Source organism: Variovorax sp. AC194, from assembly GCF_979257995.1.
The window spans coordinates 1,953,668-1,971,230 of record NZ_OZ409823.1; the positions used below are offsets into that span (position 1 = coordinate 1,953,668).

Genomic DNA, 17,563 nt, shown 5'->3' on the forward strand with positions numbered 1-17,563 from the left:
AATCCCGTCGCCATGAACCCCATCGACCGGCTGCCCGAGCCCACGAACCTGGCGAGCGCGCAGGCGCTCATCGCGCGCGTGCAGGCGGTGCTCGATGCAGAGGGGCTCGCCATGCGTGCACCGCCGCCCGAGCCCACCACCTGCTGCGGGCGCGGATGCAACGGCTGCGTGTGGGAGGGCTGGCTCGCCGCGGTGAACTACTGGCGCGACGAGGCTTCGCTGTTGCTGGCCTAGTGGCCTACCGCGTTTCCCAGAACCCGCGGTGCGTGGCGATCATTTCCTCGGCCACTTCAGGCACCGGGCCGATCACCTCGACGTGCTTCTGCCCACGCGCGAACACCTCGCGGCACGGCAGGCTCAGCGTCGGGTTCTCGGGGTGGTCGCCCGTGAGCGCGAGCAGCGCCGATTCTTCGGCGCCATAGACGACACGCCCGATGTTCGCCCAGTAGCTCGTGCCCGCGCACATCGCGCAGGGCTCGAAGGTGGTCACCAGCGAGCACTGCCAGAGGTAGTCGGCCGGCCAGTTCTGCGCGGCGTGGCGCGCGAGCGTGGCCTCGGCGTGGTTCACCGTGTCGATGTTGCCCTGCTCGGCGAGGACGGTCTCGCCATCAGGCGCGACGAGCACCGCGCCGAAGGGATGGCGGCCCATCGCCATCGCGCGGCGGGCTACTTCGTCGGCGCGCCGCAGTGCGCGAAGGATCTGTTCGTGGGTCATGCGCGCCTCACTGGTTCTGCGAGCCGCGGTGGGCCCAGCCGGTGGTGTGTTTTTCGATGACGCTGAAGAGCTCGTACATCAGCATCGCCATCGCGCCCACCACCATCAGGCCCGCGAAGGCCAGGCCCATCTGCATGGCCGAGCCGGCGGAGATCAGCAGGTAGCCGATGCCCTCGTTGGCCGCAGTCATCTCGCTCACCGTGGTGCCGACGAAGGCCAGCGTGATCGCCACCTTCAGCGAGCCGAAGAAGTAGGGCATCGATCGCGGCAGGCCGATCTTCATGAGCACGTCCCAGCGCTTGGCACCGAGCACGCGCAGCACGTCTTCGAGCTCGGGCTCCAGCGTGGCCAGGCCGGTCGCGATGTTGACCATGATCGGGAAGAAGCTGATGAGAAACGCCGTGAGAATCGCCGGCCCCGCGCCGATGCCGAACCACACCACCAGGATCGGTACGAAGGCCGCCTTGGGCAGCGCGTTGAAGGCCGTCATGAGCGGATAGATCGCCGCATACGCGATGCGCGAACTGCCGATGACGAAGCCCATCAGCACGCCCACCACGATCGCCAGGCCAAAGCCCGCCATCGTGACCCAGAAGGTGCGCCACGCGTGGCCCGCGATGATTTCCTTGAACTCCCAGAACTGCGTCCAGATGCGCCAGGGGCTGGGGAAGATGAAGTCCGAGACCTCGAAGCCTGCGCAAATGATCTGCCACAGCAGCAGCACCGCGACCAAGAGCAGCCAGGGCGACCAGCGCTCGATCTGTTTCGAATTCTTCATCATGCGACCGCCTTGCCGCGCATCGCGCCGATGTGCCCGCGCAGTTCCAGCACGATGTCGGTGAACTCTTTCGTGTAGGTGAGTTCGAGCTCGCGCGGACGCGGCAGCTCGATATCGCGTTTCACCACGAAGCGGCCCGGGCTCTTGCTCATCACGTACACCGTGTCGGCCAGGAACACCGATTCGCGCAGGTCGTGCGTCACCAGGATTACGTTGAACTGCTGCTCGGTCCAGAGGTCGCGCAGGATGCACCAGAGCTCCTCGCGCGTGAACGCGTCGAGCGCGCCGAAGGGTTCGTCCAGCAGCAGCATCTTGGGCTCGTGGATGAGCGCGCGGCAGATGCTCGCGCGCTGCTGCATGCCGCCCGAGAGCTGCCACGGAAACTTGTCTTCGTAGCCCGCGAGGCCCACCTTCTGCAGCAGCCGGCGCGCGCGCTCGACGTATTCTTTTCGCCTGGCCTTGAAGTTCGAGCGGTAGGGCTCCACGATCTCCAGCGGCAGCAGCACGTTGTCGACCGTGGTGCGCCACGGCAAGAGCGATGGCGCCTGGAAGGCCATGCCCGAGATCTTGAGCGGTCCGGTCACCGGCGCGCCGTCGATGCGGATCTTGCCCATCGAGGGCATCTTCAGCCCCGTGGTGAGCTTCATGAAGGTCGACTTGCCGCAGCCCGAAGGCCCGACGATCGCGATGAATTCGCCGCGCTTGACCTTCAGGTCGATCGCCTCGACCGCGAAGTGGTTCTCGCGCAGCAGCTCCTCGTTGTAGGCGAGCCAGACGTCCTGGAATTCGACGAAGGGGGCGGCGGTGTCGCTCGTTGCGTCCGCCATCACTTGCGCAGGATTCCGCTGAGTTCGGCGGCCGGCGGCAGCAGGGCGGCGGTCCACACGGCATCGGGGCTCACGCGGGTCTTGGTGTTGAAGGCGTCGGACACCTGAGAGGCCATGAGCGACATGCGGCCCGCGTTGACGCCGCCGAAGCCCTCGGCGCGCGCGTCGGCGCTGTTGATCACCGTGTCGATGGCCAGCTGCAGGCGGCGGGTTTCCAGCTTGCTGTCGATGATGCCGTCGCGCGCCTTCACCGACTCGATGCCCATCGCCGGATTGGCGATGACTTCCTTGGCGCCCTTGGCGAAGGCCGAGAGGAATTTCTTCACCGCCGCGGGGTTTTCCTTGATGAGCTTGGGCGACGCGATGATCACGTTGCCGTAGAGCTTCACGCCGTAGTCGGGGTAGGGCAGCACCACCACGTCGGCCGTCTTGGCGCCGCGCGCCTCCAGGTTCAGGAGCGAGGTGAAGGTGAAGCCGGTGATGGCGTCGATGTCGCCGCGCATCAGCATGGTCTCGCGCAGCGTCGGGTCCATGGCGGTCCAGTTCACGGCGCCGATGTTGTTGGCCTTGGCGAAGATCGGGAACGCGCGGCGGCCCGCGTCGAACACCGGCGCGCCCAGCTTCTTGCCGGCCAGGTCCGCGGGCTTGGTGATGCCGCTCTTCTTGAGCGCCATGACCGAGGCCGGCGTGTTGTTGTAGACCATCATCACCGCGACCGGCTTGTTGGGGCTGTCGGGGTTGTTGGCGTGGAATTCCATCAGCGCCGCGAGGTCGGCAAAGCCCATTTCGTAGGCGCCCGAGGCCACGCGCGTGACCGTGCCGCCCGAGCCATTGCCCGCGTCGATCGTCACGTCCAGGCCCGCCGCCTTGAAGTAGCCCTTGGCGGCGGGGTGCAGGAACAGCGCCGCCGGTCCCTCGAAGCGCCAGTCGAGCTGGAACTTGATCGGCGTCGGGGCCTGCGCATGGGCCGCTGAAAGGCCGAAGCTCAGGGCCGAGGCGGCGAGAAAGGACTGGAGCAGTTGGCGCTTGTTCATGCGGGATCCGTGAAGGTGAATGCTTCGGCATTCAAGCAAAAACGGTGCCCGCACGCGATTGGTGCGAACCCTTCCGGGCTGGCCACGGCGGTGCGCAACGGAGTGCTTCCAGTGCAAAAACACGAAAAAACGCCCCGCTGCGTCACCACGGCGGGGCGTTTTCGCTGGAGGCAGCGTGGGTTACTTCAGCGCGGTCGTCGCATTGGCCACCGCCAGCGCCGTCATGTTGACCACGCGCCGCACGGTCGACGAAGGCGTCAGCACATGCGCCGAGCCCGCCCCGCCCAGGAGGATCGGGCCGACCGTGATGCCGTTGGCACCGGTCATCTTGAGCACGTTGTAGAGGATGTGCGCCGAGTCCAGGTTCGGGCACACCAGGAGGTTCGCCTCGCCCGTGAGCGTGGTCTCGGGCAGCGCGGTGCGGCGCACTTCTTCCGAGAGCGCGGCGTCGCCGTGCATCTCGCCGTCGCATTCGATGTCGGGCGCCATCTGCGCGAACAGGTCGCGCGCCAGGCGCATCTTGCGCGCCGACCCGCGGCTGGAGGTGCCGTAGTTCGAGTGCGAGAGGAAGGCCACCTTGGGCGGCAGGCCGAAGCGGCGCACCTCTTCGGCGGCCATGAGCGCGATGCTCGCGAGCATCTCGGCGCTCGGGTCTTCGTTCACGTTGGTGTCGGTGATGAAGACCGTGCGCTTCTCCAGCGTGAGCGCGTTGAGCGTCGCGAAACCCGGCGCGCCGCGCTTCAAGCCGATCAGGTTGCGGATGTGCTCCAGGTGCACGTCGAAGCGCCCGACCAGGCCGCAGATCATCGCGTCGGCATCGCCCAGGTGCAGCATCAGCGCGGCGATGGTGGTGTTGGAGCGGCGCACCATGGTCTTGGCGGCCTCGGGCGTCACGCCGCGGCGGCCCATGAGCTTGTGGAAGGCCTCCCAGTACACGCGGAAACGCGGGTCGTCCTCGGGGTTGACGATCTCGAAGTCGGTGCCCGCGCGGATGTGCAGGCCCGCCTTCTTGATGCGCGCCTCGATCACGGCGGGCCGGCCCACCAGGATCGGGTGCGCCAGGCCTTCATCGACGGCCAGCTGCGCGGCGCGCAGCACGCGCTCGTCCTCGCCCTCGGCGTAGGCCACGCGCTTGGCGGTGGCCAGCTTGGCGGCGGTGAACACCGGGCGCATGAACATGCCGGTCTGGTAGACGAAGCGCGTGAGGTGCTGGCGGTAGGCCTCCATGTCCTCGATCGGGCGGGTGGCCACGCCCGAAGCGGCGGCCGCCTTGGCCACGGCCGGCGCGATGCGCAGGATGAGGCGCGAATCGAAGGGCTTCGGAATGATGTAGTCGGGCCCGAACGAGAGCTCCTGCCCCGCGTAGGCCGTGGCCACCTCTTCGCTGATGTCGGCCTTGGTGAGGTCGGCGATCTCGCGCACGCAGGCCAGCTTCATTTCTTCCGTGATCTTGGTGGCGCCGCAATCGAGCGCGCCGCGGAAGATGTACGGGAAGCACAGCACGTTGTTGACCTGGTTCGGGTAGTCCGAGCGGCCGGTGGCGATGATGCAGTCGGGCCGCACGGCCTTGGCCAGCTCGGGGCGGATCTCCGGCTCGGGGTTGGCCAGCGCCAGGATGATGGGCTGCGTGCCCATGGTCTTGACCATGTCGGCCGACACCACGCCGGGGGCCGAGCAGCCGAGGAACACATCGGCGTCCTTCACCACGTCGGCCAGGGTGCGGGCGCCGGTGTCTTTCTGGGCGTAGCGCGATTTCGATTCGTCGAAGCCGCCCGCGCGGCCGATGTAGATGAGGCCCTTGGAGTCGCAGGCGTAGATGTTGGCGGGCTTGGCGCCCAGGCCGACCATGACGTCCAGGCAGGCGATGGCGGCGGCGCCCGCGCCCGAGACGGCGATCTTCACGTCCTCGATCTTCTTGCCCACGAGCTCCAGGCCGTTGATGAGCGCCGCGGCCGAGATGATGGCCGTGCCGTGCTGGTCGTCATGGAACACCGGGATGTTCATGCGCTCGCGCAGCTTCTTCTCGATGTAGAAGCACTCGGGCGCCTTGATGTCTTCCAGGTTGATGCCGCCCAGCGTGGGCTCCAGCGCCGCGATGATGTCCACCAGCTTGTCGGGGTCGTTCTCGGCCAGCTCGATGTCGAACACGTCGATGCCGGCGAATTTCTTGAAGAGGCACCCCTTGCCTTCCATCACCGGCTTGGCGGCCAGCGGGCCGATGTTGCCCAGGCCCAGCACCGCGGTGCCGTTGGTGACCACGCCCACGAGGTTGCCGCGCGCCGTGAATTCGACCGCCAGCGACGGGTCGGCGGCGATGTCCAGGCACGGATAGGCCACGCCCGGCGAATAGGCCAGCGACAGGTCGCGCTGGTTCAAGAGGGGCTTGGTGGGGGTGATCGAAATCTTGCCCTTGACGGGCGAGCGATGGTATTCGCGCGCTGCCTCGCGAAGTGCTTCTTCTGCGGGGGAGAGGGGTGCAGCCATGAAATGTCTCCTTGTTTCTGACGGGCAATGAGGCTACCGCAAAAGCGCGACCCTCTCCCGCGGGGGGAATGCCGAAAACGCCTGAACCCATAGCTTGCGCGAAACCGGGGCGGCCGGTTCGCTAAACTCCGGCGCTGTTGATCGAGGTGCATCCAGGTGAATCGAGGTTAACCATAAGAAAGCCGAGCCTTGCCGCGAGGGCGGCGGGCATCGTCAACCCAAACACAAAGACAACGGAGGGGCAGCGCATGACACCCGGACCTTTCACCAGCACCGACCCGGACGTCGTGGTCATCGGCGGCGGCCCTTCGGGCTCCACCGTGGCCGCGCTGCTCGCGGACAAGGGCCACGACGTGGTCCTGATCGAGAAGGCGCAGCACCCGCGCTTTCACATCGGCGAATCGCTGCTGCCGATGAACATGCCCCTCTTCGACCGGCTGGGCGTGCGCACCGAGGTCGAGGCCATCGGCATCAAGAAGCACGGCGCCGAGTTCGTCTCGCCCTGGCACGACCACACGAGCCACTTCAATTTCGGCGAGGCGATGGACAAGAGCTTTCCGTACGCGGTGCACGTGCGCCGCTCGGAATTCGACGAGCTGCTGTTCCGCCATGCCGGCAAGCGCGGCGCGCGCACCTTCGAGGGCCAGCGCGTCACCGGCGTGGACATGGACGCCGGCAAGGGCACGCCCGACAACCGCCCGCTGGTGAAGATCAAGGCCGACGACGGCACCGAGACCACCTGGCGCCCGCGCTTCGTGATCGATGCGAGCGGCCGCGACACGCTGCTGTCCAACCAGTTCGACGCCAAGCAGCGCAACCGCAAGCACGCGAGCGCCGCGCTCTACGGCCACTTCGCCAACGCCGAGCGCCGGCCCGGGCGCTTCGAGGGCAACATCACGCTCTTCTGGTTCGACCACGGCTGGTTCTGGTACATCCCGCTGAAGGACGGCACCGTGAGCGTCGGCGCCGTGGCCTCGCCCGCGTATTTCAAGCGCCGCCAGGGCGCGTCGCTCGAAGACTTCCTCATGCAGACCATCGCGCTCGCGCCCAAGCTGGCCGCGCGCCTTGCGAACGCGACGCTGATGGAGGGCGCCACCACCACCGGCAACTACGCCTACGACTCCAAGTTCTGCCGCGGCGACCGCTTCATGATGGTGGGCGATGCCTACGCCTTCGTGGACCCGATGTTCTCCTCGGGCGTGTACCTGGCGATGAACAGCGGCTTCGAGGCCGCGACCGCGGCCGACCATTGGCTCAAGGGCGAGGCGAAGGAGGCCGAGCGCGCCTTCCGCCACTACGAGAAGGTCATGAAGCACGGGCCGAAGATGTTCTCGTGGTTCATCTACCGCATCACCTCGCCGGCCATCCGCCGGCTCTTCATGAATCCGCGCAACGTGTGGCGCATGCAGGAGGCGCTCCTGTCCATCCTGGCCGGCGACCTGTTCCGCGACACGCCCATCGGCCCGCGCTTCTGGGGCTTCAAGGTGACGTACTACGCCTCGTGCATCGGCATCCTGCCGCAGGCCGTGAAGACCTGGGCATGGCGCAGGCGGAACCTGAAAGAGTCGCTGGAGGCAGCGAAAACCTGACGCGATGCCTTCGCGTCATCACCGTTCTCCCTGAGCCTGTCGAAGGGCTGGCGCCCGATCGGGCGAGGCTTCGACAAGCTCAGCCCGAACGGTGGTCGTAATTCCGCCCGAACGGTGGTCGTGACTCCGCCCGAACGGGAGTGATCGATCAGTCCGGCGTGACGGTGTGCTGGGCGAGCGCTTCGAGCGCGCGCACCAGTGCCGAGTGATCCTGCTGCCCATGGCCGAGCGCCGCGCAGGCGTTCATCAACTGCGCCGCACCCGCCGTCTGCGGCAGCGCAACGCCCAGCGAACGGGCGCTCTGCAGCGCGAGGTTCAGGTCCTTCTGGTGCAGCGCGATGCGGAAACCCGGCGCGAAGGTGCGCTTGATCATCCGCTCGCCGTGCACTTCGAGGATGCGCGAGCTCGCAAAGCCGCCCATCAGCGCCTGGCGCACCTTGGCCGGATCGGCGCCCGCCTTCGAGGCGAACAGCAGCGCCTCGCCCACCGCCGCGATGTTCAGCGCCACGATGATCTGGTTGGCCACCTTGCAGACCTGGCCGTCGCCCACGGCGCCCACCAGCGTGACGTTCTTGCCCATCTTGTCCAGCAGCGGCTTCACGCGCTCGAAGGTGCCTTCGTCGCCGCCGCACATGATCGTGAGGCTCGCGGCCTTGGCGCCCACTTCGCCGCCGGAGACCGGTGCGTCGATGTACCCGCAGCCCAGCGCCACGATGCGCTTGGCGAAGGCCTTGGTGGCGATCGGGTCGATGGAGCTGCAGTCCACCACGATCTTGCCGCGCGAGTCCTTCAGGCCCTCGGCCACGCCGTGCGTGCCCGGCTCGCCGAACAGCACCTTCTCCACGTCGGGCGTGTCCGGCACCATGATGAAGATGATGTCGGCCTGGCGCGCCACTTCGGCCGCCGAGGCGCAGATCTTCGCCTTCGAGATGAAGGGCTCGGGCGTGTTGCCCTGCGTGTTCACGAAGAGCTGGTGGCCGGCGTCGAGCAGGTGGCCCGCCATGGGCGCGCCCATGATGCCGAGGCCGATGAATCCGATTTTCTGGGGTGTGGTCGTCATGTCTCTTTTTCCAATCTGAAGTCGTGTCTTGTTGCCTGGCTTATTGCCTGTCTTCTTGCGTGAGCGCTTCGCGCCATCCGAGGCCGTCGACCGTGTCCTTGCGCGGCTTGTATTCGCAGCCGATCCAGCCGTCGTAGCCCAGCGCATCGATGTGCCTGAAGAGCCACGGGTAGTTGATCTCGCCCGTGCCCGGCTCGCCGCGGCCGGGGTTGTCGGCCAGCTGGATGTGGCCGATCTGCGCGAGGTGCTTGGTGAGCGTGTTGCCCAGTTCGCCCTCCATGCGCTGCGCGTGGTAGATGTCGTACTGCACCCTCAGGTTCGGCGAGCCCACCGCCTCGATCAGCGCGAGCGCCTTGTCGGTGCGGTTCAGGTAGAAGCCCGGAATGTCGAAGGTGTTGATCGGCTCGATCAGCATGCGGATGCCGGCCGCTTCCAGTTCCCGCGCGGCCAGGCGCAGGTTGTCGATCACCGTGCGGTTCACCACGTTGATGTCGGCGCCCTCGGGCACCTTGCCGACGAGGCAGTTGACCTGCGGGCAGCCGAGCGCGCTCGCGTAGTCGATCGCCATGCCGATGCCTTCGGCGAATTCGCCGGTGCGATCGGCCAGGCACGCGATGCCGCGCTCGCCCTTGTCCCAGTCGCCGGCGGGCAGGTTGTGCAGCACTTGCGTGAGGCCGTTGGTGCGAAGGGCTGCGGCGAGTTCCTTCTTCTCGAAGGGGTAGGGGAAGAGGTATTCCACTCCCTTGAAGCCCGCCTTGGCGGCGGCTTCGAAGCGTTGCATGAACGGCAGCTCGGTGAAGAGCATCGTGAGGTTGGCTGCGAACTTGGGCATGTGTGTCTCCGTGCTCAGTCCAGCATCTCGGCCGCCACCGCGGTGGGCGCATCGGCGGGGTGCTCGGCCAGCGGCTCGAACTCGGTGATGTTGTCGATCTCGGTGCCCATCGCGATGTTGGTCACGCGCTCCAGCATCACCTCGATGACCACCGGCACGCTGAACTCGGCCATGAGCGCTTCGGCGCGCTGGATGGCCGGCGCGATCTCTTCCTGCTTGTTCACGCGGATCGCCTTGCAGCCCAGGCCCTCGACGACCTTCAGGTGATCGACGCCGTAGCTGCTCTCGATGCCCGCGTCGGGGCCGGCGTTGATGTTGTCGAACGCGAGCTGCACGCAGTAGTCCATCTCGAAGCCGCGCTGCGCCTGGCGGATGAGGCCCAGGTACGAGTTGTTCACCACGATGTGGATGTACGGCAGCTTGAACTGCGCGCCCACGGCCAGCTCCTCGATCATGAACTGGAAGTCGTAGTCGCCCGAGAGCGCGACGATCTTGCGCGTCGGGTCGGCCGCGCGCACGCCCAGCGCCGCGGGAATGGTCCAGCCCAGCGGGCCGGCCTGGCCGCAGTTGATCCAGTGGCGCGGGTTGTACACGTGCAGGAACTGCGCGGCCGCGATCTGCGAGAGCCCGATGGTGCTCACGTAGCAGGTGTCGTTGCTGAAGTTGTTGTTCATGCACTGGTACACGCGCTGCGGCTTCATCGGCACTTCGTCGAAGTTGGTCTTGCGCAGCATGGTCTTCTTGCGCTCGATGCACGATTTGGCCCACTCGCGGCGGTCGGTGAGCTTGCCCGCGGCCTTCATTTCCTCGGCGACGGCGACGAACTGTTCGAGCGCGGCCTTGGCGTCCGAGACGATGCCGAAGTCGGGCGTGAACACGCGGCCGATCTGCGTGGGCTCGATGTCCACGTGCACGAATTTGCGGCCCTTGGTGTAGACGTCGACCGAGCCGGTGTGGCGGTTGGCCCAGCGGTTGCCGATGCCCAGCACGAAGTCGCTCGCGAGCATCGTCGCGTTGCCGTAGCGGTGGCTGGTCTGCAGGCCGCACATGCCGGCCATGAGCGGATGGTCGTCGGGAATCGCGCCCCAGCCCATGAGCGTCGGGATCACCGGCACGCCGGTGGCTTCGGCAAAGCGCACGAGCAGGTCGGACGCATCGGCGTTGATGACGCCTCCGCCGGCCACGATCAGCGGGCGCTCGGCGGCTTGCAGCATGCCGATGGCCTTCTCGATCTGGGCGCGCGTGGCGGCCGGCTTGTAGGGGGTGAGGGGCTCGTAGCTGTCGATGTCGAACTCGATCTCGGCCATCTGCACGTCGAAAGGTAGGTCGACGAGCACGGGGCCGGGGCGGCCCGAGCGCATCAGGTGAAAGGCCTGCTGGAACACCTGCGGCACCTGGCCGGGCTCGCGCACGGTGACCGACCACTTGGTGACGGGCTTGGAGATCGATTCGATGTCCACCGCCTGGAAGTCTTCCTTGTAGAGGCGCGCACGCGGCGCCTGGCCCGTGATGCAGAGGATCGGGATCGAATCGGCCCAGGCCGAGTACAGGCCCGTGATCATGTCGGTGCCCGCGGGGCCCGAGGTGCCGATGCACACGCCGATGTTGCCGGCCACCGCCCGCGTGTAGCCCTCGGCCATGTGCGAGGCGCCCTCGACGTGGCGCGCGAGGATGTGCGAGATGCTGCCGCGCTGGCGCAGCGCCGAATACATCGGGTTGATGGCCGCGCCGGGCACGCCGAAGGCCTGCGTGACGCCTTCTTTTTCCATCACAAGCACGGCGGCCTGTACTGCTTTCATCTTTGCCATGGACTGTCTCCGTTAAGTGACGTCCACTGTAGGAAGCGGGGGGCGTTCAAAGAAGACGGCTGGAGACCATAAAACCTATTCCGTGGCGGAATAACTGGCTACCATGGTCGCCGCCGGGCCGCCCCAAGGCGACCGCGCCCCCGTGGGGGGCAGCGATACACGCAGTGATGAGCGTGGGGGCAAGGAGTACTCATGGACAGACTGTTGGCAATGGAAATGTTCGTGCGCGTGGTCGAGACCGGCAGCTTCTCGAAAGCGGCGCGCGAATTCAACACCACGCAACCCACCGTGACCAAGCAGATCGCGGCGACGGAAACGCGGCTGAAGGTGCGGCTGCTCAACCGCAACACGCGCGGCGTGAGCCTCACCGAGCCGGGCGCGCTCTATTACGAGAAGTGCAAGACCATCGTGCGCGACGCGGAGGAGGCCGACAGCATCGTGCAGCTGCGGCAGAACCAGGCGCAGGGCCTCCTGCGCGTGGGCACCTCGGTGGCGTTCGGGCGGCGCGTGGTGGTGCCGCTCGCACTCGAATACATGCGCCGGCATCCGCAGGTGCAACTGGACCTGAGCTTCGAGGACCGCTACGTCGACCTCATCGCGCAGGGCATCGACGTGGCCATCCGCATGGGCAAGCTGGCCGATTCATCGCTGGGCGCGCGCTACCTCGGCGCGAACCCGTGGGTCATGGTCGCGGCGCCGGGCTACCTGAAGAAGCACGGTACGCCCAAGCGCGCGCAGGACCTGGGCGCGCACGTGGCGCTCATCTACAGCAGCGTGGTGGGCGACGAGTTCTGGCGCATGCACACGCCCAAGGGCGAGCCGGTGACGGTGCCGGTCTCGGGGCGCTTTCGCTCGAACAACCTCTCTGCCGTGCTGGCCGCCGCGCGCGACGGTCTCGGCATCGCGCTCATGCCGCGCTATGTGGCCAGCGAGTCGATGGCGGCGGGCAAGGTGGTCGCGGTGCTGGGCGACCACGCGCTGCCCGAGCAGGAGATCCACGCCGTGTTCCCGTCGCCCAAGCTGGTGCCGGGGAAGGTGTCGGGGTTCGTCGCGTTCCTGCAGGGGCGGTTCGACGAAGGCTGGTGGAGCGCTTAGCGCTCAGCCCTTGTGCTTGTGGTTCTCGGGCAGGACGGCGGGGTCGGCGGCTTCGGGCGCCTGCGGCGGCTCGATCACCTGGTGGCCGTTGCCCACGTGCCCCGAGTCCGCGAACAGGCTCCACGCCGCCATGAACAGCGCCGCGATCACCGGCCCGATCACGAAGCCGTTGATGCCGAAGATCGCCATGCCGCCGATGGTGGACATGAGCACGATGTAGTCGGGCATCTGCGTGTCCTTGCCCACGAGCACCGGGCGCAGGATGTTGTCGACCAGGCCGATCACGAACACGCCCACGAAAATCAGCACGCCCCCCTGCCAGAAGTGCCCCGTGGCCAGGAAGTAGATGGCCACCGGCCCCCAGATGAGCGCCGCGCCCACTGCCGGCAGCAGCGACAGAAAGGCCATCAGCACCGCCCACAAGAGCGCGCCCTGCACGCCCAGGAACCAGAAGGCCAGCCCGCCGATGGTGCCCTGCGCGATGGCCACCGCCACGTTGCCCTTCACGGTGGCGCGGATCACGGTGGTGAACTTGTTCAGCAGGTAGTGCGTGTGCGGCTTGGCGAGCGGCACGGCGTCGCGCATGGTCTTGGAGAGCGTGGCGCCGTCGCGCACCAGGAAGTACAGGAGGTACAGCATCACGAAGAAGCTGACGATGAAGTCGAAGGTGTTCTGCCCGATGGTCAGCGCCTGGCCCGCGATGAGCTGGCTGCCCTGGCCTGCGGCGGCCGAGATGCGGTCCTGCCAGGCCTGCATGTCGCCCAGGTTGAAGCGCTCGAAGATGTTGAGCAGCCACTGCGGCGTCGCGTTCAGGATCTGCTGGAAATACGCCGCGAAGTTGATCTGCCCCGAGCGGATGTTCTGCGTGACCAGCGCAATCTCCTGCACCAGCGACACGCCCACCATCGCCAGCGGCAGGATCACGATGAACAGACAGATGGCCAGCGTCGAGAGCGCGGCGGCGTTGCGCTTGCCGGGCATCTTCCTGAGCAGCCACTTGTAGAGCGGCGTGAACAGGATCGCCAGCGCCACGCCCCACAGCACCGCGCCGAAGAACGGCAGCAGCACCCAGACGAAAGCGGCGGTGACGGCGGCGAGCAGGGCGAGGAACACGCCGCGCTGGAGTTGGGGTGAATTCATAGGTGTCTCGGACTGTAGCCGAGCGCGGCGGCGCGATCCTGTCAGCGGGCACGCCCTTGTGCACCGCAGCGTCGTGGGAGGCCGCATCGGCGCCAAACCCCCGCCTGCCGGGGGCGGCGTGCTATGTCATCGATAGCGCGCCGCGGCACTAATGCACGGATGGCTTCAGCGTTTGGCGCGCGGCAGCGCGACCGGCGCCAGCGTGGCGCGCAGGCGGCTCGGCGCATCGGGCTCGGCGGCGGCGTCCACCTCGAGCGCGCGCTCGACGTTGCCGATGTGCTCGAGCATCAGGCGGCGCGCCTTGTCGGTGTCGCCTTCTTCGAGCGCCGCGACGATCGCGCCGTGCTCCGCGCACGACTGCCCCGCCTCGTGCTTGGACTGGTAGAGCGTGGCGGCGAGCGTGGTGCGCGCCGTGAGGTCGCGCAGCACATCGACCAGCAACTGGTGCCCCATCTGCTCGGCGAGGCACACGTGAAAGTCCGCCAGGAGGAAGGCGCGCGTGGCGGCATCGGCGCCTTCGATGGCGCGCTGCTCGTCGGCGATGTGGTCGCGCAGTTTGCGGATCACCTTGCCGAGCGGCCGGCCCTCGCTCTCGGCCAGGATGCCGGCCTCGACGATGCGGCGCGCCGAGAAGGCATCGCGCGCCTCCTCGGCCGAAGGCTCCACCACGTACCAGCCGCGGCGCGACTGCACCTCGACGAAGCCGCGCGCCTGCAGCTGCATGAGCGCCTCGCGCACCATCGTGCGGCTCACCGCGAAGTTCTCCGCCAGGGCCTGCTCGCCCAGCCGCTCGCCTGGCGCGAGCTTCTGCGCGAGGATGGCTTCGACCACGCGCTCGGCGATGGCGGTGGGGCTGACGTCGGCGGGCATATGTTTTTCAGTGGGCGGTGGAAGCTGCGGTGCCGGTGTGTACCACGGGCACATCGAGTGCCGCGGACGCTTCGGCCAGCGGCTCGTCGTCCGGCGAGTAGGTGCCGTCGAGCACCGCATGCGCGCGCTCGCGGTCGATGTCGCCTTCCCACGCGGCGATCGCCACCGTGGCCACGCAGTTGCCGATCAGGTTGCCCAGCGCGCGGGCGATGCCCATGAACCAGTCCACCGACAGCACCAGCACCAGGCCGATGGCGGGAATCGCCGGAATCGCGTGCAGCGTCGCGGCCAGCACCACGATGGCCGAGCCCGGCACGCCGTGCGCGCCCTTGGAAGTGACCAGCGCGATCGCAAGAATCGTGAGCAGGTCCGCCATCGAAATGGGCGTGTTGGTCGCCTGCGCGATGAACACCGCCGCGAGCGTGATGTAGATCGAGAACGCGTCGAGGTTGAACGAATAACCCGTCGGGATCACCAGCCCCACCGTCGAATCGCGGATGCCCATGCGGCGCAGCTTGGCCATGATCTGCGGCAGCACGCTGTCCGAGGAGGTGGTGGCGAACACGATGGTAAGTTCTTCGCGCAGGTACCGCAGCAGCTTCCAGAGGCTGAAGCCCGACAGGCGCATCACCAGCCCCAGCACCACGAACACGAAGATCAGCACCGCGCCGTAGAAGAGCGCCACCAGCATGCCCAGTTGCTTGAGCGAGCCGATGCCATACTGCCCCACCGTGAACGCGATGGCGCCCAGCACACCCAGCGGCGCGAGCTTGATGATGATCCCCATGATCTTGAAGAGCACCAGCGAGAGCGCATCCACCACCACCGCCACCGGCTTGCCGCGATCGCCCAGGAGCGACAGCGCGCAGCCGAACAGCACCGCGAACAGCAACACCTGCAGCACGTCGCCGGTCGCGAAGGCGTTGACCACCGTGGTCGGAATGAGCTTCATCAGGAACTCGACCGTGCCGCCGCTGGTGAGCTTGTCGGCGTTCGACGCGTAGGCGCTCATGGCGGCCGGATCGAGCTTGGCCGGGTCCACGTTCATGCCCGCGCCCGGCTGGAACAAGAAGGCCAACGCGAGGCCCATGGCCAGCGCGATGGTGGTAAGCACCTCGAAATAAATCAGCGCCTTGACGCCCACGCGCCCCACGCGCTTCAAGTCCCCCGCGCCCGCGATGCCGTGCACGACGACGCAGAACACCAGCACCGGGATGATCATCTTGATCAGCTTGATGAAGCCGTCACCCAGCGGCTTGAGCTTGACGGCGTACTCGGGCCAGAAGAGGCCGGCGAGCACGCCCAGCACCAGCGCGATGACCACCTGACCGAAAAGCGATTTGGCGAAGCGAGGCATGGGGAGTCTCCTGTCTTTATGGCTTGTCTAGAGTTGCATGCAAGGATCGCTTTTTCTTGCATGCAAGAAATGTAGGCAAGAACGTGCAGGGGCTGGCAGAGGGTATTCCCGGTCGTTGGAGGAGTGCGTGTGGCGCGACTTGAGGGTATCGGCAGCCGATGCTTTTTGGATCCGTCGGGCTCGGCGGACCAACTGTCTCGTACGCTTGGCGCATTGGACTTCCACCTCACGCAGTGACATGCATGCCATCCTCATCCACGGCTTGGGTCGCACGCCCTTGTCCATGCTGCTGCTTGCCAAGCGCTTGCGTTCCCAAGGAATGACCACCCACCTCTTCGGCTATTCAGCCGCGTTCGAAAGCTGGGACTCGTGCGTCGGACGCTTCTGCGGATTCATCGCCGCACGCACGAACGGCGAGCGCTTCATCGTCGTCGGCCATTCGTTGGGATGCGTCTTGACGCGGGCGGTGCTGCCCAGATTGCCCCATGCGCCAGAGCTCGGGATTTTTCTGGCGCCACCGAGCATGGCATCCAGCTTGGCCATCAAGCTGTCGAGGCTGTGGGTGTTCAGGCTGCTGACGGGCGAGATGGGTCAACTGCTCGCAAGACGCGACTTCATGGACGCCTTGCCCGTGCCCGACATTCCCTTGCGCGTGTACGCCGGCACCAAGGGGCCGCGTGGCCGGTGGATGCCGTTCGGCGATGAACTGAACGACGGCATCGTCTCGGTGAAGGAGGTTCAGCTGGGATCGATCCCGGTTCAACTGCTTCCGACCATCCACACCCTCATCATGAATTCGCGCCAGGTGACCGCCGATATCGTGGAGGCCTTGAAGTAGCGTCCCTCAAAGGCAGAGCGGCTTGTAGTTGAACTGTTCCGCCGCAACAAACTGAATTCCCACCAACCGCTGCCGCTCGCACTCCCGCTTGAACCCCGCCGTGCAGACCAGCCTGCCGCGCACATCCACCGCCCGCACGATGCCGAAGTTCTTCATCCTGCGCGTATCCACCACGGCACTGGTGAGAGTCTCTAGGTAAGGCACTTGCGGAAAGTACCTGTCGAAGACCCGCTCGCCGCTCGCGAGGTCCTTCTCCACCGTGTACTCCGAGCGCTCCATGTCCAGCACCGGCAGCCACGTCGAGGTGAGCATGAACGCGTACGACTTGCGCGCCGGCTGCCGGTCCGGCTGCAGCATGGTCACCGGGATGCAGCGCACCGCCATGCCGGCCGCGCGGCACACCTGCGCGAAGCGCGCCGAGACCAGCCAGCCGGCCATGGCGTAGTCGAAATCGACCGCGCCGTGACTGGCGCGGTACTCGTACGCGGCGGTAATGGCGAAGCGATCGGGGTTCGGGTCGAAAGGGTCCCATTGCCACTCGTGGCTGAGGTCGCCCGCCAGCAAGGGCGGGCAGCCGTGCGCCTTGCTGGTGTCGTCGTATTCAAGGACGTAGTGGCAGCCGCTCATGCGCGGCCGTCCGTCGCGATGCAGGCGTGCCCGACCGCCGCCATCTGCGCCAGCTGCACCACCGCCTGCGCGAAGAGCGCGGGCTGCGCCTCGAAGGTGAAGCGCGTGTGCGCGGGCAGATCGAGCGCGTCGGCGCCTTCGGGCGTGAGGGTGAGCGCAAGGCCGTCGTCGCGCACCGCGAGCACCAGGACCTCGCCGCTGCAGGCCAGGTCCTGGCTCGTGCGCTCCAGGTACAGCGCGTCTTCTTCCAGGATTCCGGTGGAGGTCTTGCCGCAGACGATGTGCAGCACGTCCAGCGGCTCGCCCAGCGAGGCGAAGCCGAGCGTGAGCCAGAGCAGGCCGTCGCTGTCGTCGTCTTCGCCGCCGATGAAGAGTTCGACCACGTCGAAAACGGTGGCGACAGGGTCGGGCGCGGCGTGGTTCATTCCGGATTGATCGAGGGCTTCCGCGGCGACTCTAGGAGGCCGGCGGTCGGTCCGCCAGTGTCGAAAGTCACCCCACTCGGACCG

The 17,563-nt window shown here is 66.9% G+C and carries 17 protein-coding genes; 4 read left to right on the forward strand and 13 right to left on the reverse strand.

The window, feature by feature from the left end:
• Positions 1-12 precede the first annotated feature (12 nt).
• On the forward strand, positions 13-234 hold the full coding sequence (locus ACZYRS_RS09460; RefSeq protein WP_463419018.1) for an oxidoreductase-like domain-containing protein: 222 nt from the start codon (positions 13-15) through the stop codon (positions 232-234).
• 4 nt (positions 235-238) lie between these two features.
• Here the strand turns inward: ACZYRS_RS09460 and ACZYRS_RS09465 are convergent, their stop codons facing one another.
• The 5 genes from ACZYRS_RS09465 to ACZYRS_RS09485 all read right to left on the reverse strand — a co-directional run bounded on the left by ACZYRS_RS09465 (position 239) and on the right by ACZYRS_RS09485 (position 5,838).
• Positions 239-715: a nucleoside deaminase gene (locus ACZYRS_RS09465; protein ID WP_463419019.1), complete on the reverse strand. Its 477-nt coding sequence runs from the start codon at positions 713-715 to the stop codon at positions 239-241.
• A 7-nt stretch (positions 716-722) separates the two neighbouring features.
• The gene (locus ACZYRS_RS09470) at positions 723-1,493 is read right to left on the reverse strand and encodes an ABC transporter permease (RefSeq protein WP_463419020.1); all 771 of its coding nucleotides are present in this window, start codon (positions 1,491-1,493) and stop codon (positions 723-725) included.
• A complete protein-coding gene (locus tag ACZYRS_RS09475; RefSeq protein WP_463419021.1) occupies positions 1,493-2,320 on the reverse strand; it encodes an ABC transporter ATP-binding protein in 828 nt (275 codons plus the stop codon). The genes ACZYRS_RS09470 and ACZYRS_RS09475 overlap by 1 nt, the downstream gene beginning before the upstream one ends.
• Positions 2,320-3,354 carry an ABC transporter substrate-binding protein gene (locus tag ACZYRS_RS09480; protein WP_198786791.1) on the reverse strand — a complete coding sequence of 345 codons (1,035 nt, stop codon included), beginning with the start codon at positions 3,352-3,354 and terminating at the stop codon, positions 2,320-2,322. The genes ACZYRS_RS09475 and ACZYRS_RS09480 overlap by 1 nt, the downstream gene beginning before the upstream one ends.
• Positions 3,355-3,534: 180 nt before the next feature.
• Positions 3,535-5,838, reverse strand: a complete 2,304-nt coding sequence (locus ACZYRS_RS09485; RefSeq protein WP_463419022.1) for an NADP-dependent malic enzyme — start codon at positions 5,836-5,838, stop codon at positions 3,535-3,537.
• A gap of 248 nt (positions 5,839-6,086) precedes the next feature.
• Here ACZYRS_RS09485 and ACZYRS_RS09490 point away from each other — a divergent pair, with 248 nt between their 5' ends.
• Entirely contained in the window at positions 6,087-7,427 is a 1,341-nt protein-coding gene (locus ACZYRS_RS09490; RefSeq protein WP_198786793.1) for an NAD(P)/FAD-dependent oxidoreductase, read from the forward strand.
• 148 nt (positions 7,428-7,575) lie between these two features.
• Here the strand turns inward: ACZYRS_RS09490 and ACZYRS_RS09495 are convergent, their stop codons facing one another.
• From ACZYRS_RS09495 to gcl, 3 genes are read right to left on the reverse strand one after another with little or no spacing between them, the layout of a single operon-like run.
• Positions 7,576-8,487: a 2-hydroxy-3-oxopropionate reductase gene (locus ACZYRS_RS09495; RefSeq protein ID WP_463419023.1), complete on the reverse strand. Its 912-nt coding sequence runs from the start codon at positions 8,485-8,487 to the stop codon at positions 7,576-7,578.
• Positions 8,488-8,527: 40 nt separating this feature from the next.
• Positions 8,528-9,319 (reverse strand): hydroxypyruvate isomerase, encoded by a 792-nt coding sequence (gene hyi, locus ACZYRS_RS09500; protein ID WP_463419024.1) that lies wholly within the window; start codon positions 9,317-9,319, stop codon positions 8,528-8,530.
• A gap of 14 nt (positions 9,320-9,333) precedes the next feature.
• The gene (gcl, locus tag ACZYRS_RS09505) at positions 9,334-11,127 is read right to left on the reverse strand and encodes a glyoxylate carboligase (protein WP_463419025.1); all 1,794 of its coding nucleotides are present in this window, start codon (positions 11,125-11,127) and stop codon (positions 9,334-9,336) included.
• Positions 11,128-11,319: 192 nt separating this feature from the next.
• Here gcl and ACZYRS_RS09510 point away from each other — a divergent pair, with 192 nt between their 5' ends.
• Positions 11,320-12,222: a LysR family transcriptional regulator gene (locus tag ACZYRS_RS09510; protein ID WP_198786797.1), complete on the forward strand. Its 903-nt coding sequence runs from the start codon at positions 11,320-11,322 to the stop codon at positions 12,220-12,222.
• Between the two features lie 3 nt (positions 12,223-12,225).
• Here the strand turns inward: ACZYRS_RS09510 and ACZYRS_RS09515 are convergent, their stop codons facing one another.
• The 3 genes from ACZYRS_RS09515 to ACZYRS_RS09525 form a co-directional block, all read right to left on the reverse strand.
• On the reverse strand, positions 12,226-13,362 hold the full coding sequence (locus ACZYRS_RS09515) for an AI-2E family transporter (protein WP_463419026.1): 1,137 nt from the start codon (positions 13,360-13,362) through the stop codon (positions 12,226-12,228).
• A gap of 165 nt (positions 13,363-13,527) precedes the next feature.
• Positions 13,528-14,232, reverse strand: coding sequence for a GntR family transcriptional regulator (locus ACZYRS_RS09520; protein ID WP_463419027.1), 705 nt, complete (start codon positions 14,230-14,232; stop codon positions 13,528-13,530).
• Positions 14,233-14,239: 7 nt separating this feature from the next.
• Positions 14,240-15,589: a C4-dicarboxylate transporter DctA gene (locus tag ACZYRS_RS09525; RefSeq protein WP_463419028.1), complete on the reverse strand. Its 1,350-nt coding sequence runs from the start codon at positions 15,587-15,589 to the stop codon at positions 14,240-14,242.
• 238 nt (positions 15,590-15,827) lie between these two features.
• Here ACZYRS_RS09525 and ACZYRS_RS09530 point away from each other — a divergent pair, with 238 nt between their 5' ends.
• Positions 15,828-16,427, forward strand: coding sequence for an esterase/lipase family protein (locus ACZYRS_RS09530; protein WP_463419029.1), 600 nt, complete (start codon positions 15,828-15,830; stop codon positions 16,425-16,427).
• A gap of 6 nt (positions 16,428-16,433) precedes the next feature.
• Here the strand turns inward: ACZYRS_RS09530 and ACZYRS_RS09535 are convergent, their stop codons facing one another.
• Positions 16,434-17,054: an imm11 family protein gene (locus tag ACZYRS_RS09535; protein ID WP_463419030.1), complete on the reverse strand. Its 621-nt coding sequence runs from the start codon at positions 17,052-17,054 to the stop codon at positions 16,434-16,436.
• Complete coding sequence (locus ACZYRS_RS09540; RefSeq protein WP_463419031.1) at positions 17,051-17,479, reverse strand: hypothetical protein; 429 nt, start codon at positions 17,477-17,479, stop codon at positions 17,051-17,053. The genes ACZYRS_RS09535 and ACZYRS_RS09540 overlap by 4 nt, the downstream gene beginning before the upstream one ends.
• Positions 17,480-17,563: the final 84 nt, after the last annotated feature.